This window comes from Brachybacterium sp. AOP3-A1-3, from assembly GCF_052378285.1.
Taxonomy (GTDB): domain Bacteria; phylum Actinomycetota; class Actinomycetes; order Actinomycetales; family Dermabacteraceae; genus Brachybacterium.
In genome coordinates this window covers 185,150-209,656 of the sequence record NZ_JBQSXM010000007.1, presented here as the reverse complement: position 1 = coordinate 209,656, position 24,507 = coordinate 185,150, and the positions used below count along the sequence as shown (strand labels likewise).

Here is a 24,507-nt window from a genome sequence, read left to right as displayed (position 1 = left end):
CACCCTGGATCCCATGGCCACCGGCCTGCTGATCCTGGGCATCGGCCAGGGCACCCGGCTGCTGACCCACCTGGTGGGGCTGGAAAAGACCTATGAGGCCACGATCCGCCTCGGTCTGGCCACGACCACCGACGACCGTGAGGGCGAGCCGATCGGCACCCCGAGCGCTACCGGCGGGATCACGGATGCCGCGATCCACGAGCAGCTCGAGCTCCTCCGCGGGGACATCCAGCAGGTGCCCTCGACCGTCAGCGCCATCAAGGTCGACGGCAAGCGTGCCTATGCCCGCGCCAGAGCGGGGGAGCAGGTAGAGCTCGCCGCGCGCGCGGTGCGGATCTCCCATTTCGAGATCACAGCGCGCCGCGAGAGCGACGGCTATGTGGACCTCGACGCCGTGGTCACCTGCTCCTCGGGAACCTATGTACGGGCTCTGGCCCGTGACCTGGGCGCCGCGTTGGGCGTGGGAGGTCATCTCACGGCGCTGCGCCGTACCAGCATCGGCCCGTTCACGGTGGCTGACGCCGTGCAGGTGCCGGCCCGGGGCGAGGGGGATGACGTGGACCTGCCGTTGCGGGGACTGGGTCGCAGCGCGGGGACTGTTCTGCCCGCCCTGACCGTGTCGGCCGAGGATGCCCGGGATCTGGCCGACGGTCGGCGCATCCCCCGTGCCGAGGAGCCGTCCGCAGCGCCCGTGGCACCGCGGAGCGCGCCGAGGGGTGGGGGAGACGACGCGGACCTGTCGGACCTGGTCGCCGCTCTCGACGCCGACGGAGCGCTCTGCGCCGTGCTCCGGCCTGACGGCACGAGCTGGCGACCCGCCCTGGTGATCCCGCTCGACGCACGCTGCTGACCGACGGACGCCAGCGGCCCCCTCGCGCGACGAAGCCTCCCCGCACGACGAAGCCTCCCCGCGCGACGAAGCCTCCCCGTACTTCGAAGCCGCCACGTACGACGAAGCCTTCTCCCGGAATCCGGGAGAAGGCTTCGTCGTACGTGCGCGGGAATCCGCTCAGACGCTATGAGGGTGGCGGAGTCGCCGGGTCGGGTCTTGTGGCCCAGGGCCCCGCTATGAAGACTCGTAGATCACCGCGGTCGATGGGCAACCGGGGTGCATGCATTCATAGGAGGCCCTGGTGTTTACCGAGAGTACAAGCCTGGGATTGGATGTCCATGCCCGCAGTGTGGTTGCCGCCGCGATCGACGGCTCCACTGGTGAGTTGATCCGGAAGAAGCTGCCCAACGACCCGGTCGTGATCAGCGAGTTCGTCACCGATCTGGCCCGCGACCACGGACCGCTACGTATCACTTACGAGGCCGGCCCCACCGGTTTCGGACTCGCCCGGACCATGCTCGAGGCGGGGTATTTCGTGCAGGTCGCGGCGCCCTCGAAGCTGATCCGGCCACCCGGTGACCGGGTCAAGACCGACCGCAACGATGCGATGCTCCTGGCCCGCCTGGACCGGGCCGGAGACATCGTCCCGGTCCGCATCCCGACCAGGAGTGAGGAATCTGCCCGCGACCTGGTCCGGTCCAGAGATGATGCCCGCCGGGACCTGATGACCTCCAGGCACCGACTGGGGAAGCTGCTGCTGCGCCACGGCTATGTGTTTCCCGGCAAGACTGCCTGGGGCCGTCCCCATGACGTGTGGATGCGTGGGATCCGCCGGGACGACCTCACCAGCGCCGGGACCGGGACGCTGGCCGCGTTCGACGACGCCTGCGACACGGTCCACCACGGCCTGGCCCGGCGAGACCGGCTGGACGTGGCGATCACCGAGCTGGCAGAGGGCAGCGAGTTCACCGAGATCACCCATCGGCTGGTCTGCCTGCGTGGCATCTCGACCCTGACCGCCTTCGGTCTGGCTGTGGAAATCGGGGACTGGGAGCGCTTCACCGGCAAGAAGATCGCCGCGTTCCTGGGACTGGTCCCCTCTGAGCACTCCTCCGGATCCAGCCGCAAACTGGGCGGCATCACCCGCACCGGCAACTCCCACGCCCGCCGCCTGCTGGTCGAGTCCGCCTGGCAGCACAAGAAGGACTACCGGCCTGGCCCGACACTGCAGATGAACTGGGCGAACGTCCCCGCGGTCATCGCCCAGCGGGCCGACCAGGGCAACCGGCGCCTGCACCGACGGTGGATGACGATGGATGCCCACCACAAGCCCCGCACCGTCGCGACCACCGCGATCGCCCGGGAACTGGCCGGCTGGTGCTGGTCTCTGGCGACGATGGAGGCATAACCCCCATAGACCGCGTTCACGGACGACCCAGAGCATCTCGGGGCGCAGCGTGAGGAGGAGACCAGCGAATCTACTGTGAGCAGCCCGAGCGGGTGACGCTCGACCTCAGACCAGCAACGCCCCTCCCACCGAAAACAGCGTCATGCGGTAACCAACCCGCGAATATCAGACTGACCACGCGTCGAACAGACACGCGAACCCCGAGAAGCACCCCGCGAACGCCGAAGCGGGGGCACCCACCGGCCAGTGGATGCCGCCGCTTCACCCTGCACACTTGACAGAAAACCCTACATATCAGTAGTGGGACTCGACGCGAGTGCCGATCGACGCCCAGTCGTAGAGCCACTTCGCGTCGGACACGGTCATGTTGATGCAGCCGTGCGACCCGGAGTACCCGAAGGACGAGCGCCACGGTGCTCCATGGAAGCCGTAGCCGTTGTGGAAGTACTGCACCCACGGCACATCCGGGGTGAGGTAGTACTTCTCGTGCCCCTTGGGGTAGTACGCGGCATTGGTCATGTCCTGACGGTCGTGCCGCTGGTAGATCTCGAAGGAGCCGGTGACGGTCTCGTTGCCCTCCTTGCCGTCGACGATGGAGCGCGGACCCCACACCGGGGTGTCGCCGACGTAGGCGGTGACCGTTTTGTTGCTCAGGTTCACGTCGATCCACTTCTCGCCGGTGGGCTTGTCGGCGGGAGCCTTCTCGTCGGAATCCTTCGCCTTGTCCTTCTCGTCCTTGGACTTCTCGTCCTTCGCGGCGTCCTTGTCCTCGTCCTTCTTGTCCTTCTCCGCATCCTTCGGCGCGTCGACCTCGTTGACCTCAGCCTTGATCTTCTGGGTCTCGAAGGCGGCCTCCAGGGGCGTGGTGCCCTGCAGGGCGGCGATCAGCTCGTCGGCGACAGCATCGGTGTTGGTGATCTTGAGGCCGTCCTTCTTCTCGGCGACCACCTTGACGACCTTGCCGTCCTCGTCGACCTGCTCGATGCCGTCCTTGGCCTCCACGGCGTCGTCCGAGGCGCGGCTCGAGACCCACTCGCGCACGGCGTCCTCGTCCACGCTGATCTTCAGGGCTTCGCCGGACTTGTCCGGACCCACCGAGAGCCATCCGGAGCGCTTCTCGGCGGAGACCTCGTGGGTCGAGTCGTCGGCGCCCTTGATCGACATCGGCTGCTCGAGCAGGGAGGAGATCGTGCCGACGGTCTCCTCGGCGTCCTCGGTGGTGATCGCCGGGGCGATCTTCTCGACGGGCTGCTCCACGCTGAAGCTCTCGAGCGCGGGGGCCTTCTGCGTCACCGTGTCCACCAGGACCTTCGGGTCCACTCCCTGGCCGTCGCGGCCGGGGACGGCGTTCCACGTCTGGGCGTCCTCGTCGAAGACGACCTCGGCGTCGACCGGGACGGTCTTGTCCTTGGGGACGAGGCCTTCGGCGAAGGCGGCGACCGCGGCGTCGTCGACGGAGACGACGGGGGCGACCGGGTGCTCACCGGACCAGGTCGAGGAGATGACCTCGGTCAGGGAGTTGTCGCGATCCAGCGCGGCCTTGCCGGTGGCGTCGGCATCCACGGTCACTCCGAGGTCGGCGAGCGGGACCTCGGACTTCTGATCGCCGGCGGTCACGGAGACGGTGACGTCCTCACCCTTCTTCGCGACGAGCGCGGAGATCTCCTCGGCGGACTTGCCGGAGACGTCCTGGCCGAGGATGGTGGTCCCCGGGAGCGCGCGGTCGTCGTACTGCTTGGCGTAGGCCATCGCGCCGCCGGTCAGGGCGATGGCGATCACCGCGAGGATGGCGATCACGATGAGGAGGGTACGGCGACGGCCGTGGCGTCCGGTGGGTCGGGACGGGCCGCCCAGCGCCGCCGATTCGGTCACGTTCGTCATGGATTCTGATCCGTTCTCCGCGGCCATCGTGTCTGCCCCCGCTGGAAATGCCGGAGGGCACAGGGGTCCCTCCCCGGTGCCGCATTGCCCTTCAGACTAACGGAGCAGGCAGGCTTCGCGACATATCTGCGCCGCGGAGCTTCGTCACAGCTCCGACACGGCGGAGCCCGCGGCCGACGTACTCGCCCCTCGCCCGCGGCTGAACTCCCGCGGTGGAACCCTCGGGCGTTACAGTGTTCCCCGTTGCTCGGTGCTCCCGCCCGAGATGCTCCGCCCCTGGGTGGAACCCCCGTGGGTGCGTCCGAGCACCCGGCCCCGGAAGGATCTGACCGCGCCGTGACCCGCACCCCCATCTGGCACTCCGTGCAGGACGTGCCCGCTGATCTCGGGGCCACAGCGGTCTCCATCGGGAACTATGACGGGATCCATCGCGGCCATCGCTACGTGCTCGACCAGCTCGTCCACCATGCTGAATCCCGCGGGCTCTCTCCGGTCGCGCTCACCTTCTGGCCGCATCCGCGACATGTCATGGGCACGCCCGGCGAGCCGCCGCTGCTGACCGGGCACGAGGACCGCGACCGCCTGCTGCTCCTCGCCGGTGTGCACGGGGTGCTGGACCTCGAGTTCACCCGGGACTTCGCCCTCTACTCGCCGGAGGACTTCGTGCGGGTGTTCCTCGTCGAGGGACTCGGCATGAAGTGCGTCGTGCTGGGCGAGGACGCCCTGTTCGGTCGGGCGAACGCGGGGAACATCGACACCATGCGCGAGCTGGGCAGGAAATACGGCTTCGAGGTCGTCACGGTCTCCGACCTCGGCCCCGAGGGAGAGGAGAGCGGGCGCATCTCCTCCTCGGGGATCCGTGCGGCTCTCCTGACCGGTGATATCGAGGTCGCGACGGAGGGCCTGGGGCGGCTGCACACGGTGACGGACACCGTCCGTCACGGCTTCCAGCGCGGTCGCGAGCTCGGCTTCCCGACCGCGAACCTGGGGCCGGACCCGGCCGGGCTCATCCCGGCCGACGGCGTCTACGCCGGCTACCTCACGGTGCTCGAGCAGGACAGCGCTCACGCCGACACCGAACCACTGGCAGGAGCGGCGGCGACCATCTCTATCGGCACCAATCCGACCTTCGAGGTCGACGGCGCTCCCCGCCGCACCGTTGAGGCGTATGTTCACGGCGCCCACGACCTGGATCTCTACGGCGACACCGTGCGGCTCGAGTTCGTGGCCTTCCAACGCCCGACCTTGAAGTTCGATGCGGTCGAGACCCTGGTCGAGCAGATGCAGCGGGACGTCGAGGTGACCCGCCGCACTCTCGATCCCGGTCCCTCCCGTCAGGCAGCCGAGGACTGATATCCTGCTCGAGCCGTGAATTCGGCCGCGGAGAGCCAGTCCGCCCCACCCTGACGTCTGCAGTGCACGTCCTCGACGTGCGCCTGCTGGGGGAGACGGGGCGAGGCTCGCCCAGAGAGCCCGGGACAGCAGGTCCCGGAGCGCCGCGCAACGACCACAGGAGAACCATGGCCTTCGACACCGCCACCAAGCAGGAGATCATCAAGGAGTACGCGACCGCCGAGGGTGACACCGGTTCGCCCGAGGTCCAGGCCGCGCTCCTCACGCATCGCATCACCTACCTGACCGAGCACCTGAAGACCCACAAGCACGATCACCACTCGCGCCGCGGTCTGATGCTGCTGGTCGGTCAGCGCAAGCGCCTGATGAAGTACCTCCAGGCCGCCGACATCGAGCGCTACCGCTCGCTGATCAAGCGCCTCGGCATCCGCCGCTGATCGCTGTCCGCCGCTCGCCTCCTGAGGCGGGCGGCGGTTCCGTCTGTCCGCTCACGCGGGCACCCCTCCGACCCCTCGCCCCGACCAGGTTCGGTCCTCGGCAGTGACCTTCGGAGCACGCAGTCCCCGTCCCGGGATCGTGCGCCGCAGATGACTGACGAAGGCCGCACCGGCAGGGCAACCCCCTACCAGAGGAGATTCACATGGCCATGGAAGGCCCTGAAATCACCGCGACGACCGCGGTCATCGACAACGGCTCGTTCGGCCGTCGTGAAGTCCGGTTCGAGACCGGACGTCTCGCCCAGCAGGCCGCCGGCGCCGTCGCCGTCTACCTCGACGACGACACGATGATCCTGTCGGCCACCGCCGTCTCGAACCGTCCCAAGGACCACTTCGACTTCTTCCCCCTGACGATCGACGTCGAGGAGCGGATGTACGCCGCGGGTCGCATCCCCGGCTCGTTCTTCCGTCGCGAGGGCCGTCCCGGCACCGACGCGATCCTCGCCGCCCGTCTCACCGACCGCCCGCTGCGCCCGGCCTTCGTCAAGGGCCTGCGCAACGAGGTCCAGGTCGTGCTGACCGTCATGGCCAACAACCCGGACGACGCGTACGACGTCGTCGGCATCAACGGCGCCTCCGCGTCCACCCAGATCTCCGGGCTGCCCTTCTCGGGCCCGATCGGCGCCGTGCGCATCGCGCTCATCCCGACCGCCCAGGGCGGCCAGTGGGTCGCCTTCCCGACCTTCTCGCAGCTCGACGAGGCCGTCTTCTCGATGGTCGTCGCCGGTCGCATCGTCGAGGACGATGTGGCGATCATGATGGTCGAGGCTGAGGCCACCGACAACGCCTGGACGCTCATCAAGGAGCAGGGCGCGATCGCTCCCACCGAGCCCGTCGTGGCCGAGGGCCTGGAGGCCGCGAAGGTCTTCATCCGCAGCCTGTGCGTCGCCCAGCAGGAGCTCGCCTCCACCGCCGCCAAGCCGGTGCGCGAGTTCCCGCTCTTCCTCGACTTCCAGGACGACGCCTACGCCGTCGTCGAGGCCGCCGCCACCGAGCGTCTGGCCGAGGTCATGTCGATCGCTGCGAAGACGGAGCGCGAAGAGCGCACCGAGCAGCTCATCGGCGAGATGACCGAGGAGCTCGCTGGCGAGGGCAAGCAGCTCGAGGGTCGCGAGAAGGAGGTCAGCGGTGCGATGCGTGCGCTGACCAAGCAGGTCGTGCGCCAGAAGGTGCTCACCGACGGCGTCCGCATCGACGGTCGCGGCCTCCGCGACATCCGTGCCCTCTCCGCCGAGGTCGAGGTGCTCCCGCGGGTGCACGGCTCGGCACTGTTCCAGCGCGGCGAGACCCAGATCATGGGTGTCACCACGCTGAACATGCTCAAGATGGAGCAGCAGATCGACTCCCTCGGGCCGGTCACGCGCAAGCGCTACGTGCACCACTACAACTTCCCGCCGTACTCCACCGGCGAGACCGGTCGCGTCGGCTCCCCGAAGCGCCGTGAGGTCGGCCATGGCATGCTCGCCGAGCGCGCCCTGGTGCCGGTCCTGCCGACCCGCGAGGAGTTCCCCTATGCGATCCGTCAGGTGTCCGAGGCCCTCGGGTCCAACGGCTCCACCTCGATGGGCTCCGTGTGCGCCTCGACCCTGGCACTGCTCAACGCTGGTGTGCCGCTGCGCGCCCCGGTCGCCGGCATCGCCATGGGCCTGATCTCCGACACCGTGGAGGGCGAGACCCGCTATGCGGCGCTCACCGACATCCTCGGTGCGGAGGACGCCTTCGGCGACATGGACTTCAAGGTCGCCGGAACCAGCGAGTTCATCACCGCGATCCAGCTCGACACCAAGCTCGACGGCCTCCCGGCCTCCGTGCTCGGCGGCGCCCTGTCGCAGGCTCACGAGGCGCGCCTGGCGATCCTCGGCGTGCTGAACGAGGCGATCGACGCGCCGGACGAGATGAGCCCCCATGCTCCTCGCGTCATCGCGGTCACCGTCCCCGTCGACAAGATCGGTGCGGTCATCGGCCCGAAGGGCCAGATGATCAACCAGATCCAGGACGACACGGGCGCGGACATCACGATCGAGGACGACGGCACCGTCTACATCGGTGCGACCGACGGCCCCTCGGCCGAGGCGGCCCGCTCCGCAGTCAACGCGATCGCCAACCCGCAGGTCCCCGAGGTCGGCGAGCGCTACCTCGGCACCGTGGTGCGCGTGGTCGACTTCGGCGCCTTCGTCTCGCTCACCCCGGGCAAGGACGGTCTGCTCCACGTCACCCAGCTGCGCAAGCTGAACGACGGCAAGCGGGTCGAGAACGTCGAGGACGTCGCCAAGGTCGGTCAGAAGATCGAGGTGGAGATCCGCGAGGTCGACGCCCGCGGCAAGATCTCCCTGGCGGTCTCCGAGGATGATGAGAAGCCCTCCGAGGAGAGCTCCTCCGACGAGAGCTGATCCACACAGTGATCTGCTCGGCCTCCTGAGGCCGCAGCTCCCAGGACGGGGAGGCACCATCTGGTGCCTCCCCGTCCTGCTGTCCGGGTACGGGCTGTTCGGGAACACGCCGCCCTGGCACGGACCGCCCCGGCACGGACCGCCCCGGCTCGGACCACCCCGGCACGGACCGCCCCGGCACGGACCGCCCCGGCACGGAGGCTCCCGGCACGGGCTGCCCCGGCGCAGGCCGCCGGGAGCAGTGGAGTGACCTTCGCCGCGACCCGGGAGGGAGGGCGACCTCTCGTCCCGAGGGCGGCCAGGTCGTGGAACAATCGATCGATGCCTTCCGACCTCATTTTCGATGATCCCGCCTCAGACGTGATGCTCGATGCCGCCACCGGTGTGCGGCGGAGCATCCTGCCCGGCGGTGTGCGCCTGCTGACGCAGACCGACCGCAGCGTGCGCAGCGCGTCCATCGGGCTGTGGCTGCCCGTCGGGTCGCGCGACGAGCTCCCCGAGCACGCCGGGTCGACGCACGTGCTCGAGCACCTGCTGTTCAAGGGAACCCGGAGGCGCTCCGCGATGGATATCGCCACCGCCTTCGACGAGGTCGGGGGCGACTCCAACGCGATCACGGCGAAGGAGCACACGCTCTACTACGGGCGGGTCCGCTCCGCGGACGTGCCGATGGCCGTGGACGTCCTCACGGACATGATCACGGCGAGCCTGCTCGAGCAGGAGGCCCTGGCCACCGAGCGCGAGGTCATCCTCGAGGAGCTCGCCATGGCCGAGGACGATCCCACCGACGTCGGCTACGAGACGTTCCTCGCCGACGTGCTCGGGGCCGACACGTCGCTGGGTCGCCCGGTCGGCGGCACCGAGCAGAGCGTGAACGCTCTGAGCATCGAGGACGTGCGAAGCCACTGGGATGCCCACTACCGTCCCGACAACCTGGTCGTCACCGCGGTCGGGGACATCGACCACGACGAGCTCGCCGCGCTGCTGGGGACGGGTCTTCGCGGTGGTGGCTGGACGCTCGAGGACGGGGCGCTGCCCCGCCGTCGGCCGCGTGCCGAGTCTCCTGCCGGGGACTCGGCGAACGCCTCGGTCCACGACGTCTCCGCGATCGCCTCGCACCGTCTGATCCGCCCCGCGGAGCAGAATCACATCTATCTCGGCGGCCAGGGGCTCTCCGCCGTCAGCGAGGACCGCCACACGCTCTCCGTGCTCATGTCGGTGCTCGGCGGCGGCATGTCCTCGCGCCTGTTCCAGAACATCCGCGAACAGCGCGGCCTGGCCTACTCGGTCTACTCCTTCAGCGGCGGCTACCGCGACGCCGGCCTGTTCGGGATGTACGCCGCTTGCCGCCCCTCCCGCACCGCGCAGGTCGTCGAGCTGCTCGCCGAGGAGCTCGATCGGATGGGTGCCAGCGGCATCGAGCAGGAGGAGCTGTCCCGGGCCAAGGGCCAGATCACCGGGTCGTTCGCCCTCGGGCTCGAGGACACCAGCAGCAGGATGGGCCGCCTCGGCACGATCGAACTGGTCCACGGGACGTACACGAGCGTCGACGAGACGCTCGAGAAGATCGGCCGGGTCGACGCCCCGGCCGTGCAGGAGCTCGCCGCACGCCTGGCCAGCTCCTTCAGCACCCGTGTCGAGGTCGGCCCGGAGTCCTGAGCAGTCCTCCGCGCAGTGCCCGGGAAGCCCGACCACCAGCTACTCCAGCTACTCCAGCTACTCCGACCCTCCACCTACTCCGATCCGTCGAGGAGCACCTCATGACCAGCACTGACAAGACCCCCCTGCGCGTCGCCGTGATCGGCGCCGGCGGTCGCATGGGTTCCGAGGCCTGCCGCGCCGTCGACGAGGCGTCGGACCTCGAGCTGGTCGCCGCGCTCGGCCGCGACGACGAGCTCTCCACCCTCACCGACGTCGGCGCGCAGGTCGCCGTGGACCTCACCGTCCCGGCCGTCACCGCCCAGAACGTGCGGTGGCTCGTGGACCACGGCATCCATGCCGTGGTCGGCACCACCGGCTGGACCGAGGAGGCCCTCGGGGACCTGCGCGCGCAGCTCGAGAGTGCCGACGATGAGGTGGGCGTGCTGATCGCCCCCAACTTCGCGATCGGGGCCGTGCTCGCCATGCGCTTCGCCGAGGTCGCCGCGCGCTACTACGACAGCGCCGAGATCATCGAGATGCACCACCCGGACAAGCTCGACGCCCCCTCGGGGACCGCGCGCCACACCGCTGCAGCGATCGCCCGCGGGCGAGGGGCCGCCGGTCTCGGTCCCGTGCCCGATGCGACCCAGAAGGATCCGGACGGCGCTCGCGGTGCGGTCGTGGACGGGATCCACGTGCATGCGGTGCGCCAGCGCGGCCTGGTCGCCCATGAGGTGGTCCAGTTCGGCGGCCCGGGGGAGCAGTTCCAGCTCCGCCACGACTCCTTCGACCGCGCCAGCTTCATGCCCGGTGTGCTCCTGGGTGTGCGCGAGGTCGCTGCGCACCCGGGCCTCACGGTGGGCCTGGACGGCTACCTCGAGCTCGGCTGAGCGGGGACCTCGATGCGTCAGAAGATCGTCGTCGTCGCGCTCCTGCTGATCACCGCGGCGTACTGCTGGGGGCTGGGCTGGATCGCGTGGGGCTTCGTGCGCGCCGGGAGCGCACTGGGCTATGGCCTCGCCCTGGGGATCGTCATCCTGCTGGGGCTGACCGTCTGGGTGACCTGGCGGGAGGTGCTCTTCGGGATCGCTGCTGGTGACCTGGCCCGCCGCTATGAGCCCCCGGCGGACGCCGACGCCGAGGATCCGCGTGCCGAGTTCGAGGCCGCCAGGGCGGCATTGCAGGACGGCGGCCCGCAGGACACGGGCCAGGACACGGGCGCAGAGGACAGCGGTCGTCGGGCCGCTGGCGAGCAGGAGTGGACCGCATGGTTCCGTCTCGCTCTGGCGTACGACGCGCTGCATGACCGCAAGGCCGCCCGCATGGCGACCCGGCAGGCCATCGATGCCCGTCGAGCGGATGCCCGTCGGGCGGATGCTCGGACGGCCGGCGTTCGGAAGACTGGTGCTCGCGGGGCGGGATCCGGTCGCTGATCTGGCCCAGCCGAGGGCCTGATCAGGCCCAGCCGAGGGCGCGCAGGCCGGCGGCCGCGACCGCCGCGGCGATCACGACCACGAGGAACGGGGCTCGCGCGAGCAGGAGCACCGCCGCCACGGCGATCGCGACCAGGCGGGCATCGAGCACGATCTCGGTGCCGCTGGTGGCCGTCTGCGTGGCGACCAGAGCGCCCAGCAGGGCGATCGGCAGCAGCGTGGTGATCCGGGCGACCCGCGGCCGGTCCAGGACGTCGGGCGGTGCCTGGTAGCCCAGCCACTTCTGCCCGAAGGACAGCACGGACGCGGCGATCACCGCGATCCAGAGCATGGTCATCGCCTGTCCTCCGCTCGGGGCTGCGGGTCGGGAGACACGGACGCCTCGGGAGGCGCAGAAGCCTCGGGAGCCGCGGACGCCTCGGGAGACGTGGAAGGCATCCTGCGCCCCTCGGGTCCTCCGGAGCGGCGCGTGGGCAGCAGCCCCGCGAGCACGGCGACCAGGGCCGCGGCCAGGACCGGGAGCCCCGCAGGCAGCGACGGCGTGGTCACGAGCGCGAGGAAGGCGGCGGCGACGGCGATCGCGACCGCGTCGAGCGATCGCAGTCGTGGCCACAGCAGGGCGAGGAACGCCGCGGCGGCCGCAGCATCCAGCCCCCAGGCGCGGGGGTCGGCGACGTACTGCCCGGCGAACGCCCCGATCAGGGAGAACAGGTTCCAGAAGACATAGACCCACACCCCGGCCGCCCAGAACCCTGCCCGTCTCTCCTGCTCATCGCTGCCGGAGGCGGCCAGGGCCGCGGACTCGTCGATCGTCAGCTGCACCCGGGCCAGTCCCTTCCATCCGTGGCGGGGGAGGGAGCGGGCGAGGATCAGGCCGTAGAGGGTGTTGCGCACGCCCAGCAGCACCGAGGCCGCAGCGGCGCCGAGAGCGGATCCGCCGCCTCCGATCACCCCGATGAAGGCGAACTGGCTGCCGCCGGTGAACATCACGGCGGAGAGCACCATCGCCTGCCAGACGTCGAGCCCGGAGGAGGTGGCCAGGGCACCGAAGGAGATCCCGTACAGCCCGGTGGCGAGGCCGATCGAGAGCCCTGTGCGACGGATCCTGCGCACCGGGAGCGCGGCGCCGGGACTCTCCGGGGCAGTGCCGGGTGAAGCAGTGGTCATGATGGTGTTCACTGTACGGTCACCTGGGCGGACGTTGCTTTCGTGTCCGGTCCTCGATGTGAGATCGTGACGCCATGACGGCCACCTCGGACCCCCTCGCCCAGACCACGCCCGGCGACGCGCTCCCGCTGCGCGCGAAGGTCCTCCTGCTCGACATGGACGGCACCCTCATCGACTCCGGGCCCGCGGTGGAGCGCGCTTGGAACACCTTGCTGCGCGAGCTCGGGACGGACCTCGAGTTCGGTCACGCCCAGCACGGGAAGCCCGCCCGTCAGGTCCTCACCGAGCTGCTGCCGGAGCTCGACGCCGATCAGCTCGCCGCGGCCCATGCCCGGGTCGAGGCGCTCGAGATCGCCGACGTCGGATCGATCGTGACGCTGCCGGGCACCGAGCGTCTGCTGGGCGAGCTCGATGAGGCGGCACGAGTGCTCGGTCGCCCCACCTGGACGATCGTGACCTCGTGCACCGCCCCGCTGTTCGAGGCGCGATGGTCCACCACCGGACTGCCGGTGCCCGCGAAGATGGTCACCGCGGACCAGGTGAGCCGAGGGAAGCCGGATCCGGAGCCGTACCAGCTCGGTGCACGACGCCTCGCGGTCGACCCCGCGCAGAGCATCGTGCTCGAGGACTCCGTGGGCGGGCTGCTCTCCGGCACCGAGGCCGGTGCGCGCACGGTCGCCGTGACGAGCACCACCCCGGCCGCCGAGCTGTCGCCGCTCGCGGACGCCCTGGTCACCTCGCTGGACGACCTGGAGATCCGGGCCGAGGGCGACGACCTGGTGCTGGCCCGACGCGGTAGCTGAACGTCACGCCGCGCCTGCTCTGTGCAGGTCTCCGGCGTTGATAGGCTCAGGCGGCCGATCCCGGTCCGCACGCCGTCCACGGGTGCCGGGCGGATCCGGTGTCCGCGTCGCCCCGACGCGACGCCGCCGCGGATCGGAGCCGTCCCCTTCGAAAGGACCCCTCCCATGTGCGGAATCTCCGGAAGCTACGGATTCGGTGCCGACACCGAGGGCATCGCCCGACGGATGAACAGCGCCCTGGCCCACCGCGGGCCGGACGGCGAAGGCCTCTTCGTCGACGGTGAGACCGGTCTGGCCCACCGACGGCTCTCGATCATCGACGTCGCCGGCGGCGCGCAGCCGATGACCACCGCCGATGGTCGCTACACGATCGTGTACAACGGCGAGACCTACAACTACCTGCCGCTGCGTGCCGAGCTCGAGGAGCTGGGCCACACCTTCCGCACCGACTCGGACACCGAGGTGCTCCTGGAGGCGCACGCCGAATGGGGCACCGCTGCCTACGACCGGTTCAACGGCATGTTCGCCTTCGCGATCCACGACGCGCAGACCTGCACGGTCACCGTGGCGCGGGACCACTTCGGCATCAAGCCCCTCTACTACTGGGTCGACGAGAGCACCGTGGGCACCGGGGGACGCCCCCAGGTCCTGTTCGGCTCCGAGATCCGTGCACTGCTCGCGGCGCAGCGCTTCGAGGCCGCACCGGACGACCGCGCCGTGTACCGGTACCTGAAGTTCCGCGTCCAGGACGACGACTCGCAGACCTTCTTCCGCGGCGTGCGTCGCCTCATGGCGGGCGAGGTCCTCGAGATCCGCGCCGACGGCACCTCGGTCAGCTCCTTCACCCGGCTCCAGGAGGAGCTGCGCGAGATCGCCGAGCGACCCAGCCGCCCGTACAGCCAGGAGGTCGTCGACGAGTACCGCGAGCGCTTCCAGGAGTCGGTCCGGCTGCGTCTGCAGTCCGAGGTCCCCGTCGGCACGTCCCTCTCCGGTGGGCTGGACTCCTCCGCGGTCGCCGCCGTGATCGCCCGTCACCTGCGCGAGCAGCCCCAGGACGAGAACTTCAGCGCCGTCGGCAGCCGTCAGAACACCTTCTCGGCCGTCTTCCCGAACTCCTCGAACGACGAGGAGGCCTACGTCGACAAGCTGCTCAGCGACAACGCGGGCCAGATCACGGCGCACAAGATCCACCCCCAGCCGGACGCCTTCCTCGAGGACCTGCGCGACTTCGTGCGCACCCAGGAGGAGCCGATCATCTCCACCGGGCCGTACGCCCAGTACGCGGTGATGCGCGAGGCCAGCCAGCACGTGACCGTGCTCCTGGACGGTCAGGGCGCCGACGAGATGATGGCCGGGTACAACCCGTACTTCTACGTCTACCTGCGTCAGCTGCGTCGGCAGAAGCGTTTCAAGGAGCTCGCGAGCGAGATCGTCGGCTCGCGCGACATCCTCCGCAAGCTCGCGCGCACCAAGTACTCCGGGCGCACCTCGGTGCCGATCGAGGCGCTGCTGAACTCCGGCTTCGTCTCCGAGCACAGCTCCGAGAAGGTCACCTCCGTGCAGGACGACATCAAGGAGCGCCTGCTCGAGGACACCTTCCGCTCCTCGCTGCCCTCGCTGCTGCGCTACGAGGACAAGAACACGATGCGCTTCAGCATCGAGGGACGTGTCCCCTTCGTCGACAAGGAGCTGCTGAAGTTCCTGTTCTCGCTCGACGAGTCCGCGATCATCCACGACGGATGGAACAAGCGGATCCTGCGCGAGGCCATGGACGGGATCCTGCCCGACATGATCTCCAAGCGCCGCAACAAGATCGGCTTCACCACCCCGGAGGGGGAGTGGTTCCGCACGATCGCCCCGGAACTGATGGACATCTTCGCCTCCGAGTCCTTCGCGAGCCGCCCCTACTTCGACGCCCCCAGCGTCGTCGCCCTGTTCGAGGACTACATCGCGAACCCCGGCAACCACGGCACGATGATGTTCTGGCGCCTGCTGAACGTCGAGCTGTGGATGCGCACCTTCTTCGACGACACCGAGGGCTCCATGCGAGCCCTGGGTGATCGGGCCGCCGCCGACGAGCAGTCGGCGCTGGCCTCCGCGGCCGCCGTCGCCCCCGTCGCCGTTGACAAGCAGCCCGAGGTCGAGGAGGAGCCCAAGAGCGACTACGTCGCCAACCCGGGCAAGGAACTCGACCTCCTCTCCGAGTCCGACGGCCGCACCTGGCGCCGTCTGCCTCTGCAGACCGCTCTGGTTGCCCGCGGGGACGATGTCGAGTCGCTCGCGCGGGAGCGGGTCGAGAGCTTCGCGGCGTCCCTGCCCGCGGACGTCGTGCCCGACGGGTCCCCGTGGTACTTCGTGATCAGCGAGAAGATCATCGCCATCACGCAGGGCCGCTCGTGGTTCACCTGGGAGATCAAGCCCCGTCGGTCGGCGAAGGTCCTCAGCCGCTTCGTCACCCGCACCCCCGCCGGCATCGGCCTGGGCGACCCCACCACGATGGAGCTCGCGATCCGCGAGGTCGGCCTGCCCCGCGTCGTGGCGGCCTCGGCCGCCGGCGCGGCCGGCAAGGTCATCGGCAAGCGCGGCCTGTTCTACGAGGTCGTCGGCGCGAACGTGCGGGCGATCGACGGCCCCACGCCGTACTCCGCCTTCCCGTCCAACGTCTCCGCGAAGCTGCCCCCGAAGGATCCGGACGCCGTCTCGGCGAAGATCTCCGCGGCGATCCGCGGAGCGGACATCCCGGCGGCGCTGCGCGACAGCTTCGTGGGCACCGTGGTCATGGACGCCAACGACATCGGCCGCAACGTGCTGGGATCGGATGTCGACACCCCGAACGAACGCCTCGAGGCGACCTTCGCGGACAACCCCCTCGGCCAGGGCCGTCAGCGCACCCCGCTGGCGATCCTCGTGGATCTCGGAGTCGCGTCACGGCGCTGAGCAGGACAGGGCCTGCATTAGGCTCCTGGGATCAGGACATCTCTGGGAGGAGATCATGACCAGCACCGACACGCGCCCCGCGAGGCCCTTCGGCGCGGTGGGGACCGCTGTGGTCACGCCGTTGACGCAGGACGGCCACGGGATCGACCTCGACGCCGCCCAGAAGCTCGCGGTGCACATCAGCGAGCATGGCAACGACCTCATCGTCGTCTCGGGCACCACGGGTGAGGCGCCCGCGCTCACCGACGTCGAGAAGCTCGAGCTGGCGCGCGCCGTGCGCGCCGCCGTCGGGCCCGAGGTCAAGGTCGTCGCCGGGGTGGGCACGTACGACACCGCCCATTCGATCGATCTGGCGCGGGCCCATGCCGAGCTCGAAGGGCTCGACGGCCTGCTCGTCGTCACGCCCTACTACTCCAAGCCCAGCCAGGCAGGGGTGATCGCCCACACCACTGCGATCGCCGACGCGACCGACCTCCCGGTCATGCTCTACGACATCCCGGGGCGCACGGGCATCCCGCTCGCCTACGAGACCCTCCTGCGTCTGGGCGAGCACGAACGCATCCTCGCGGTCAAGGACGCCAAGGGCGATCTGCAGCAGGCCAGCAGGGTGATGGCCGAGACCGGGCTGGCGTATTACTCCGGCGAGGACGCCCTGAACCTCCCGTGGCTCTCGATCGGCGCCTCCGGCGTGGTGTCGGTCGTCGGCCAGGTGGCGGCCGAGTTCGAGAAGCAGATGGTCGACGCCGTGGACCGCTCCGACCTCGCGGGCGCGCTCGAGGCGCATCGCCGCCTGGTCCCGCTGGTCGAGGCGATCATGAGCCGGCTCCCCGGCGCCGTCGCGGCCAAGGCGGCGCTCGCCCTGCAGGGGGTCCTGCCCCATGCCGCGATGCGCGGCCCGCACGTCCCGGCCGACGCGGACCAGCTGCGCGCCCTCGCTGCCGCGCTCGATGCGGCCGACGGCATCCCGCCGTGCGATCCGTCCCGCCGCCCCTTGTGACCTCGCGGTGAGCTCCGTTCCACGCCGCGACCTCCCGCAGACAGCGTGAGAACGGTGTGAATTCGGGGTGAGATACGCCCGGTGCGACGGGCCGCCGCGCCGCCTCCCGGGTCGAACAGGGACCGAGCGGTACCCTGGGTGGCATGGCGACACGTACGTCTTCCCCCGCACGTGCGTCGAAAGGCTCGTCCCGGAGCTCGTCCGCCGGTACCTCGCGTACCGCCGGTTCCGCTGCCCACGATCCGTCGACGCTCCCTCTGCCGGTGCGCGCAGTGCGCTCCGGCTATCTGGCGATCGCCCGGATGATCGGCGGCCTGGTCCGCTCGATCGGCGTCGCACGCTGGGAGGTCGCGCCCGACCAGCGACGGGACGGCTATGCGCTGTTCCTCCTCCTCATCGCGGCCCTGGTGGCCGTCGTCGAGTGGTGGCAGTCCACCGGCCCCGTGTTCGGCGCCGTGCACACCGTGGTGGCCGGGACCTTCGGCATCTCCTCCATGGTGATCCCGCTGCTCGCGGCCGGATGGGCGATGCGCATGTTCCGCCGTCCCGACCAGGTGCGCGCCAACAGCCGCATCGCGATCGGGATCCTCCTGCTCCTCACCGCGATCTCGGCGATCGCCTCCGTCTCCGCCCGGCTCCCCGCTCCGGCGGACGGCATCGACGCCCTGGCGCGCGGGGGAGGGGTGCTCGGCTATCTCGCCGCGGCCCCGCTCGAGGCCCTGCTCCCGCCGGTCGCCGTGATCGTCATCCACTCCGTGGTGATCGCCTTCGGCGTTCTGGTGCTCACCGCGACGCCCGTGGAGTCGATCCCATCGCGCCTGCGCGGCGTGTACGACGTGATGGTGGGCAGCAGCGAGGAGGAGGACGCCGAGCGCGTCGCCCTCGGTCTGCGCCCCCGCCGCGTCGACCCCGCGGTCCACGAGCAGGCCACCCAGGCCCAGTCCGCCGGCCGGCCGCGTCGCCGCAGCCGCCGGGAGAAGGCCGAGGACGAGGCCGCCCGTGACCACGAGAACTTCGGTTACGCGGGCGACGAAGCCTTCGAGCAGGGCGTCAGTGCCGAGGCGGCCGCCGCGGCCGAGGCGAAGAAGGGCCGGGGCTCCCGCGCGAAGCGGGCTGCGAAGGCCGACTCCGCGGAGGTCTTCGACGTGGTCGAGGACGAGAACAACCGGGCCAAGACCTTCCCCGGCAAGGGCGACCCTGCTGCTGCCGGCGCGACCACCCCGATGCCGACCGCTGCTGCGAAGGCGCCGGTCGCGAGCCCACCCGCTGCGACCAAGGCCGTGCCCACCAAGCCCGCGGCGGAGGAGAAGCCGGATCTCGTGCACCCGCCGATGGGCGATCTGCCGCGCGCCGGCGAGCAGCTCGAACTGGCCGGCGACGTCGTGTACACGCTGCCGGACTCGTCCTTCCTCCTGGAGGGCGCACCGCACAAGACCCGCTCGGAGGCCAACGACCAGGTGGTCGCTGCGCTCGAGGAGGTATTCGAGCAGTTCAACGTCAACGCCAAGGTGGTCGACTTCTCCCGCGGACCGACGGTCACGCGCTACGAGGTCGAGCTCGCTCCGGGCACCAAGGTCGAGAAGGTCACGGCCCTGGACAAGAACATCTCGTACGCCGTGGCGAGCTCCGACGTGCGCATCCTCTCGCCGATCCCGGGCAAGAAGGCCATCGGCATCGAGATCCCCAACACCGACCGCGAGACCGTCGTCCTCGGCGACGTGCTGCGCAGCTCGGTCGCGCGCCGCACCGAGCACCCCCTCGTGATGGGCGTGGGCAAGGACGTCGAGGGCGGATACGTCATCGCGAACCTCGCCAAGATGCCCCACCTCCTGGTCGCGGGCGCCACCGGCGCCGGCAAGTCGGTCTTCGTGAACTCGATGATCACGTCGATCCTCATGCGCGCCACGCCGGAGGAGGTGCGCATGGTGCTGGTCGATCCCAAGCGCGTCGAGCTGAGCATCTACGAGGGCATCCCTCACCTGATCACGCCGATCATCACCAACCCGAAGAAGGCCGCCGAGGCCCTCGAGTGGGTGGTGAAGGAGATGGACGCCCGGTACGACGACCTCGCCGCCTTCGGGTACAAGCACGTCGACGACTTCAACAAGGCGGTGCGGGCCGGCGAGGTGAAGCTGCCCGCGGGCAGCGAGCGACGGCTCGCCCCCTACCCGTACCTGCTGGTCGTGGTCGACGAGCTCGCCGACCTCATGATGGTCGCCCCGCGCGACGTCGAGGCCTCGATCCAGCGCATCACCCAGCTCGCGCGTGCCGCCGGGATCCACCTGATCCTCGCCACCCAGCGCCCGTCGGTCGACGTCGTCACCGGCATCATCAAGGCCAACGTGCCCAGCCGCCTCGCGTTCTCGACCTCGTCGCTGCAGGACTCGCGCGTCATCCTGGACTCCGTCGGCGCCGAGAAGCTGATCGGCCAGGGCGATGCCCTGTTCCACCCGATGGGCAAGGCGAAGCCGATGCGCGTGCAGGGCGCCTGGGTCAACGAGTCGGAGATCCACAAGGTCGTCGACCACGTGAAGACCCAGATGAAGCCGAACTACCGCGAGGACGTCCAGGTCGTCGCGGCCAAGAAGCAGATCGACGACGACATCGGCGACGATCTCGACGTGCTGCTGCAGGCCGCGGAGCTCGTGGTCACCACGCAGTTCGGCTCCACCTCGATGCTCCAGCGCAAGCTGCGTGTGGGCTTCGCCAAGGCGGGTCGCCTGATGGACCTGCTGGAGTCCCGCGAGATCGTCGGCCCCTCGGAGGGGTCCAAGGCGCGCGACGTGATGATCCACCCGGACGACCTCGCCTCCGCGATCGCCCGCATCCGCGGAGAGGACGTCCCCGAGGAGGACGCCGATCAGCCGTACGGCGCGGATCAGGCGGTGGACCTCGAGGAGTCCGACGCACAGGACGCGCCGGATCCCGAGGGCGCCACGGCCGCCGGCACGGAGGACCGGTACGGCTCCGATCCGCTGGCCGACGACGGCTCCGAGCCCGCGACCGATTACTACGACGACGAGGGCGGCGAGGACAGCGAGGACGCCTGGAGCCTCACCGGGCGCTGAGCTCCCGTCCCGTCCCGTCACCCGACCCGGAGCGCGAGTTCCTCGACCGTCCGGCCCTATTCCACCCCGCGAGCACAGGAGCATCATGACCACACCCCGCACGGAGCCGGTGCCGCTGTGGAACATCGCCAACATCCTCACGATGGTGCGGTGCGCGATGGTTCCGCTGCTGGTGGTGCTCGCGGTCATGTACCCGGACACCGTCCCCGGCCGTCTGCTGGTGGCGGCCGTCTTCGTGGTCGCGATGATCACGGACTTCCTCGATGGATATCTGGCGCGGAGCCGGAACCTCATCACCGACTTCGGCAAGATCGTCGACCCCATCGCCGACAAGGCGATGACGGGCGCGGCGCTCATCATGCTCTCGATCTGGGAGTACGTGCCGTGGTGGATGACGATCCTGATCCTGGTGCGCGAGATCGGCATCACCGTCATGCGCTTCACGATCCTCAAGTACGGCGCCCTGCCGGCGAACATGGCCGGCAAGGCGAAGACGATGGTCCAGACCATCGCGATCACCTTCTGCCTGATCCCCTTCGAGCTGTGGTGGGAGCCGGCCCGGTGGATCGGACTGGCCCTGGTGCTGCTCGCCGTGGTGCTGACCGTCTGGTCCGGTCTCGTGAACCTCAAGGACGGCCTTCGTCTGCGCCGTGAGGCCCTCGCGGGCGGCGCGTCGTGAGCATCGGCCCGGAGGCGGTCATCGCCCGGGCCGCGGAGCGCGGGCTGATGATCGCCACGGCCGAGTCGCTCACGGCAGGTGCCGTGGTGGCCCGCCTGGTGGACGTCCCCGGGGCGAGCGCGGTGATCGCGGGCGGCGCCGCCTGCTACTCGTACTCGGCGAAGACCCGTGTGCTGGGCGTGGACGAGGGGCTGCTCCAGGAGCGCGGCGCCGTCAATGCCGAGGTCGCCGAGGCCATGGCGGAGGGAGCGCTCGCGCTGTATGACGCCGACCTCGCGATCGCCACGACGGGCGTGGCCGGGCCCGGTCCTGATGACCGCGGCGCGGCGGAGGGCACCGTCTGGTTGGGACTGGCCCGACGAGACGGCCCGGCCTCCAGCCGTGAACTGCATCTCAGCGGAGGCAGGGCGCGGATCCGGGCCACGACCGTCGACCTCGCGATCCAGATGCTCGCCGAGGAGCTCCCGAGCTGAGACCCCGTGCAGGTCAACGCGTTCTGCGTCGGGACCCGCGCGGACGGTCCCGCTGTGCAGACCTCTCAGGGATCCCTGGGATCGAGGCCACTACACTCTGGGGAACACTCTTGAGGTGTCGGGCGTTGTTCTGGACGTGATGACTTCTCTGCACCGCACCCCCGAGGTGTTCCACCAGTTCAACCAGAGGAAGGGAGGCAAGGCCATGGTCCTGTTCCGTCAGGAGCTCGGCGACGTCCTGCGCGATGCGCGCCGCAACCAGGGACGCACGCTGCGTCAGGTGTCCTCCGATGCCCGCGTGTCCCTGGGTTACCTCAGCGAGATCGAGCGCGGCCAGAAGGAGGCCTCCAGCGAGCTGCTGGTCTCCGTGACCGATGCCCTGGGTCTCCCGCTGTCCTTCGTGCTGCGCGAGGTGTCCGACCGGATCGCCGTCTCCGAGAACGTGAGCATCCCCGACACCGTGCCCGAGGGTCTCGCCGACGATGCGAGTCCGCTGGTCGGTGCCCACTGAGGTGCGTCGCAGCGAGTTCACGGAACTGGCCGACCACGTGTTCGGCCCGGTCCTCGCAGGAACGTATGTCCGGGACCTCGTGCTCGAGGGAGCCGGCGGCATGACCGCCGAGCAGGCGCTCGAGCACGGGGTTCCCGTGCGCCGGGTCTGGGTGACGCTGTGCGATGCGATGGAGATCCCCGAGTCCCGTCGCTGGGAAGTGCCGTTGGAGCAGCGCCAACGCTGACCGTTGCGGGCACGCCGCTGGACGGGTGCGCGCGCCACCGTGACCGACACGCCGCGACACGGGCGATGAGGTCGCGCATTCGAACGCCTGTTCGGTACAGTGGTTCTCGACGGTCACCCGGCACGACATCCGCGAACTCGCCTTTCCTCCCCACACCCCGGTCTTCCACAGGGGGTGCAGGGCGGCGGCGAATGTCGGGGGCCCCGCTTACTGTGGCCGTACGGTCAATACGTCGGCCCACCGGCCCCCTGGAAGGAACCAAGCACATGGCTGCACCGAAGTCTTCGAAGCCCGCCGTCACGAGGTCCACCGCGAAGGATCGTGGCTCCTCGCTGGACAACGCGCTCGCACAGATCGACCGCCAGTTCGGCAAGGGCTCGATCATGCGCCTGGGAGACGACACCCGGCCGCCGGTCGAGGTCATCCCCACCGGGTCCGTCGCGCTGGACGCCGCACTCGGCATCGGCGGCCTGCCCCGCGGCCGCATCGTCGAGATCTACGGACCGGAGTCGTCCGGTAAGACCACGCTCGCGCTGCACGCGGTGGCCAACGCCCAGCGCAACGGAGGCATCGCTGCTTTCATCGATGCCGAGCACGCGATGGACCCCGAGTACGCGAAGAAGCTCGGTGTCGACACCGACGCGCTGCTCGTCTCCCAGCCGGATACCGGTGAGCAGGCGCTCGAGATCACCGACATGCTGATCCGTTCCGGTGCTCTGGACGTCGTGGTCATCGACTCGGTGGCCGCCCTGGTCCCGAAGGCGGAGATCGAGGGCGAGATGGGCGACTCCCACGTCGGCCTGCAGGCCCGTCTCATGTCGCAGGCGCTGCGCAAGCTCACCGGCGCGCTGTCCGCCTCCGGGACCACCGCGATCTTCATCAACCAGCTGCGCGAGAAGATCGGTGTCTTCTTCGGCAGCCCCGAGACCACCACCGGTGGCAAGGCGCTGAAGTTCTACGCGTCCGTGCGCATGGACATCCGTCGGATCGAGACCCTGAAGACCGGCACCGATTCCGTGGGCAACCGCACCCGGGTCAAGGTCGTCAAGAACAAGATGGCCCCGCCCTTCAAGCAGGCCGAGTTCGACATCCTGTACGGCGAGGGCATCTCCCGCGAGGGCGGTCTGATCGACCTCGGCGTCGAGCATGGCATCGTGCGCAAGTCCGGTGCATGGTTCACCTATGAGGGTGACCAGCTGGGTCAGGGCAAGGAGAACTCCCGCCAGTTCCTCAAGGACAACACGGACCTGGCCGTGGAGATCGAGGAGAAGATCCTGCGCACCCTCGGCGTCGGCAAGTACGCGGCCGAGCAGGCGGCGCCCGAGGACGACGCGATCGACCCGATCGACGCGCCCCTCGCCGAGGACGAGTTCCTCGACGAAGACGTCCCCGCCACGATCTGATCCATGGCGTACTCGCAGGTCGACGTCGGCGGGAGTCGTGCTCAGAAGGGCATGACTCCCACCGCTGCCGATCCTGGTGAGATGCAGACCGCCTCGGAGATCCGCGGCGATCTCTCCCAGCGGACGCGGCAGATCCTCGACGCCCCGCGGCAGGCGCCCGACCCGTACGATGCCGCGCGGGAGAAGGCGATCGTCCACGAGTGCCGCTATCTCATGCGCCTGCTGTCGCTGCGCAAGCGGTCTGCCGGGGAGATGCGTGACCGGCTCGTCCAGCGCGAGGTCCCCGCAGACATCGCCCACGAGGTCATGGCGCGCATCGAGCGAGCAGATCTCATCGACGATGCCGCCTTCGCCCGCGAGTGGGTGACACAGCGGCGCTCTCTGCGCGCCCTGGGGGACGAGGCGCTGCGCCGGGAGCTCGCCCGGAGGCGTGTGGAGTCCGACCTCATCGAGGACGCCCTGGGCAGCGGGGAGGACGACGAGGAGATGCGTTGCCGGGACCTGGTGCGCTCGCGGATCGGGTACCGCGATCGCGAGCAGCTGCGCAGCGAACGCGACGGCAGCCATCGTCGGCGGCTCTCCCGCCGCCTCGATGCGCTGCTCACCCGGAAGGGCTACCCAGGCTCCCTGGCGGTGCAGGTCATCGCCGCGGAGCTGCGAGCGGCAGCAGACCCCGCCGGCGACTGACTATGCCGGCGACTGACTCTGCTGGCGTCTGGTCCTGCTGGCGTCTGGTCCTGCTGGCGACTGGCCCTGCCGGCGACTGATCCTGCTGGCGACTGACTCTGCTGGCGACTGATCCTGCCGG

At 69.8% G+C, this 24,507-nt stretch carries 21 protein-coding genes; 18 read left to right on the top strand and 3 right to left on the bottom strand.

Annotated elements, in window-relative coordinates; translation table 11 throughout:
• Both truB and ACT3T5_RS11850 read left to right on the top strand, forming a co-directional pair.
• The coding region (truB, locus tag ACT3T5_RS11855; protein WP_444594424.1) for a tRNA pseudouridine(55) synthase TruB at window positions 1-850 on the top strand (850 nt) is incomplete at its 5' end.
• Window positions 851-1,133: 283 nt separating this feature from the next.
• Entirely contained in the window at window positions 1,134-2,240 is a 1,107-nt protein-coding gene (locus tag ACT3T5_RS11850; protein ID WP_444594423.1) for an IS110 family transposase, read from the top strand.
• Between the two features lie 294 nt (window positions 2,241-2,534).
• Here the strand turns inward: ACT3T5_RS11850 and ACT3T5_RS11845 are convergent, their stop codons facing one another.
• Window positions 2,535-4,121 (bottom strand): L,D-transpeptidase, encoded by a 1,587-nt coding sequence (locus ACT3T5_RS11845; protein ID WP_444594422.1) that lies wholly within the window; start codon window positions 4,119-4,121, stop codon window positions 2,535-2,537.
• 336 nt (window positions 4,122-4,457) lie between these two features.
• On the opposite strand from ACT3T5_RS11845, the gene ACT3T5_RS11840 reads away from it, so the two are divergent.
• The 6 genes from ACT3T5_RS11840 to ACT3T5_RS11815 all read left to right on the top strand — a co-directional run bounded on the left by ACT3T5_RS11840 (window position 4,458) and on the right by ACT3T5_RS11815 (window position 11,435).
• A complete protein-coding gene (locus ACT3T5_RS11840; protein WP_444594421.1) occupies window positions 4,458-5,474 on the top strand; it encodes a bifunctional riboflavin kinase/FAD synthetase in 1,017 nt (338 codons plus the stop codon).
• A gap of 167 nt (window positions 5,475-5,641) precedes the next feature.
• Window positions 5,642-5,911, top strand: coding sequence for a 30S ribosomal protein S15 (gene rpsO / locus ACT3T5_RS11835; protein ID WP_444576012.1), 270 nt, complete (start codon window positions 5,642-5,644; stop codon window positions 5,909-5,911).
• A gap of 209 nt (window positions 5,912-6,120) precedes the next feature.
• Entirely contained in the window at window positions 6,121-8,361 is a 2,241-nt protein-coding gene (locus tag ACT3T5_RS11830) for a polyribonucleotide nucleotidyltransferase (protein ID WP_444576010.1), read from the top strand.
• Window positions 8,362-8,682: 321 nt separating this feature from the next.
• A complete protein-coding gene (locus tag ACT3T5_RS11825; protein WP_444576009.1) occupies window positions 8,683-10,020 on the top strand; it encodes a M16 family metallopeptidase in 1,338 nt (445 codons plus the stop codon).
• A gap of 101 nt (window positions 10,021-10,121) precedes the next feature.
• The gene (dapB, locus tag ACT3T5_RS11820) at window positions 10,122-10,892 is read left to right on the top strand and encodes a 4-hydroxy-tetrahydrodipicolinate reductase (protein ID WP_444576007.1); all 771 of its coding nucleotides are present in this window, start codon (window positions 10,122-10,124) and stop codon (window positions 10,890-10,892) included.
• Between the two features lie 12 nt (window positions 10,893-10,904).
• On the top strand, window positions 10,905-11,435 hold the full coding sequence (locus ACT3T5_RS11815) for a hypothetical protein (protein ID WP_444576005.1): 531 nt from the start codon (window positions 10,905-10,907) through the stop codon (window positions 11,433-11,435).
• 22 nt (window positions 11,436-11,457) lie between these two features.
• On the opposite strand, the gene ACT3T5_RS11810 is transcribed toward ACT3T5_RS11815, so the two are convergent.
• Window positions 11,458-11,772, bottom strand: a complete 315-nt coding sequence (locus ACT3T5_RS11810; protein ID WP_444576004.1) for an AzlD domain-containing protein — start codon at window positions 11,770-11,772, stop codon at window positions 11,458-11,460.
• Window positions 11,769-12,602 (bottom strand): AzlC family ABC transporter permease, encoded by an 834-nt coding sequence (locus ACT3T5_RS11805; protein ID WP_444594420.1) that lies wholly within the window; start codon window positions 12,600-12,602, stop codon window positions 11,769-11,771. The genes ACT3T5_RS11810 and ACT3T5_RS11805 overlap by 4 nt, the downstream gene beginning before the upstream one ends.
• A gap of 74 nt (window positions 12,603-12,676) precedes the next feature.
• Here ACT3T5_RS11805 and ACT3T5_RS11800 point away from each other — a divergent pair, with 74 nt between their 5' ends.
• From ACT3T5_RS11800 to ACT3T5_RS11755, 10 genes are all read left to right on the top strand, one after another.
• Window positions 12,677-13,405 carry an HAD-IA family hydrolase gene (locus ACT3T5_RS11800; RefSeq protein ID WP_444576002.1) on the top strand — a complete coding sequence of 243 codons (729 nt, stop codon included), beginning with the start codon at window positions 12,677-12,679 and terminating at the stop codon, window positions 13,403-13,405.
• 165 nt (window positions 13,406-13,570) lie between these two features.
• Window positions 13,571-16,342 carry an asparagine synthase (glutamine-hydrolyzing) gene (gene asnB / locus ACT3T5_RS11795; RefSeq protein ID WP_444594419.1) on the top strand — a complete coding sequence of 924 codons (2,772 nt, stop codon included), beginning with the start codon at window positions 13,571-13,573 and terminating at the stop codon, window positions 16,340-16,342.
• Between the two features lie 55 nt (window positions 16,343-16,397).
• Window positions 16,398-17,339, top strand: coding sequence for a 4-hydroxy-tetrahydrodipicolinate synthase (gene dapA / locus ACT3T5_RS11790; protein WP_444594418.1), 942 nt, complete (start codon window positions 16,398-16,400; stop codon window positions 17,337-17,339).
• Between the two features lie 263 nt (window positions 17,340-17,602).
• Window positions 17,603-20,407 (top strand): DNA translocase FtsK 4TM domain-containing protein, encoded by a 2,805-nt coding sequence (locus ACT3T5_RS11785; RefSeq protein WP_444594417.1) that lies wholly within the window; start codon window positions 17,603-17,605, stop codon window positions 20,405-20,407.
• Between the two features lie 85 nt (window positions 20,408-20,492).
• Window positions 20,493-21,086 (top strand): CDP-diacylglycerol--glycerol-3-phosphate 3-phosphatidyltransferase, encoded by a 594-nt coding sequence (pgsA, locus tag ACT3T5_RS11780; protein ID WP_444575998.1) that lies wholly within the window; start codon window positions 20,493-20,495, stop codon window positions 21,084-21,086.
• Window positions 21,083-21,559: a CinA family protein gene (locus ACT3T5_RS11775; RefSeq protein ID WP_444575997.1), complete on the top strand. Its 477-nt coding sequence runs from the start codon at window positions 21,083-21,085 to the stop codon at window positions 21,557-21,559. The genes pgsA and ACT3T5_RS11775 overlap by 4 nt, the downstream gene beginning before the upstream one ends.
• Before the next feature lie 205 nt (window positions 21,560-21,764).
• Window positions 21,765-22,070, top strand: coding sequence for a helix-turn-helix domain-containing protein (locus tag ACT3T5_RS11770; protein WP_193116355.1), 306 nt, complete (start codon window positions 21,765-21,767; stop codon window positions 22,068-22,070).
• A 1-nt stretch (window position 22,071) separates the two neighbouring features.
• The gene (locus tag ACT3T5_RS11765; protein ID WP_444576545.1) at window positions 22,072-22,296 is read left to right on the top strand and encodes a DUF3046 domain-containing protein; all 225 of its coding nucleotides are present in this window, start codon (window positions 22,072-22,074) and stop codon (window positions 22,294-22,296) included.
• 266 nt (window positions 22,297-22,562) lie between these two features.
• A complete protein-coding gene (recA, locus tag ACT3T5_RS11760; RefSeq protein ID WP_444575996.1) occupies window positions 22,563-23,699 on the top strand; it encodes a recombinase RecA in 1,137 nt (378 codons plus the stop codon).
• Window positions 23,700-23,702: 3 nt separating this feature from the next.
• A complete protein-coding gene (locus ACT3T5_RS11755; protein WP_444594416.1) occupies window positions 23,703-24,386 on the top strand; it encodes a regulatory protein RecX in 684 nt (227 codons plus the stop codon).
• The last annotated feature ends 121 nt before the right edge of the window (window positions 24,387-24,507 follow it).

Coding starts and splice junctions, on each gene's coding strand:
- ACT3T5_RS11845 (WP_444594422.1), bottom strand. CDS start 4,121: ATGACGAACGTGACCGAATCGGCGGCGCTGGGCGGCCCGTCCCGACCC.
- rpsO (WP_444576012.1), top strand. CDS start 5,642: ATGGCCTTCGACACCGCCACCAAGCAGGAGATCATCAAGGAGTACGCG.
- ACT3T5_RS11830 (WP_444576010.1), top strand. CDS start 6,121: ATGGAAGGCCCTGAAATCACCGCGACGACCGCGGTCATCGACAACGGC.
- ACT3T5_RS11825 (WP_444576009.1), top strand. CDS start 8,683: ATGCCTTCCGACCTCATTTTCGATGATCCCGCCTCAGACGTGATGCTC.
- dapB (WP_444576007.1), top strand. CDS start 10,122: ATGACCAGCACTGACAAGACCCCCCTGCGCGTCGCCGTGATCGGCGCC.
- ACT3T5_RS11815 (WP_444576005.1), top strand. CDS start 10,905: ATGCGTCAGAAGATCGTCGTCGTCGCGCTCCTGCTGATCACCGCGGCG.
- ACT3T5_RS11810 (WP_444576004.1), bottom strand. CDS start 11,772: ATGACCATGCTCTGGATCGCGGTGATCGCCGCGTCCGTGCTGTCCTTC.
- ACT3T5_RS11805 (WP_444594420.1), bottom strand. CDS start 12,602: ATGACCACTGCTTCACCCGGCACTGCCCCGGAGAGTCCCGGCGCCGCG.
- ACT3T5_RS11800 (WP_444576002.1), top strand. CDS start 12,677: ATGACGGCCACCTCGGACCCCCTCGCCCAGACCACGCCCGGCGACGCG.
- asnB (WP_444594419.1), top strand. CDS start 13,571: ATGTGCGGAATCTCCGGAAGCTACGGATTCGGTGCCGACACCGAGGGC.
- dapA (WP_444594418.1), top strand. CDS start 16,398: ATGACCAGCACCGACACGCGCCCCGCGAGGCCCTTCGGCGCGGTGGGG.
- pgsA (WP_444575998.1), top strand. CDS start 20,493: ATGACCACACCCCGCACGGAGCCGGTGCCGCTGTGGAACATCGCCAAC.
- ACT3T5_RS11770 (WP_193116355.1), top strand. CDS start 21,765: ATGGTCCTGTTCCGTCAGGAGCTCGGCGACGTCCTGCGCGATGCGCGC.
- recA (WP_444575996.1), top strand. CDS start 22,563: ATGGCTGCACCGAAGTCTTCGAAGCCCGCCGTCACGAGGTCCACCGCG.
- ACT3T5_RS11755 (WP_444594416.1), top strand. CDS start 23,703: ATGGCGTACTCGCAGGTCGACGTCGGCGGGAGTCGTGCTCAGAAGGGC.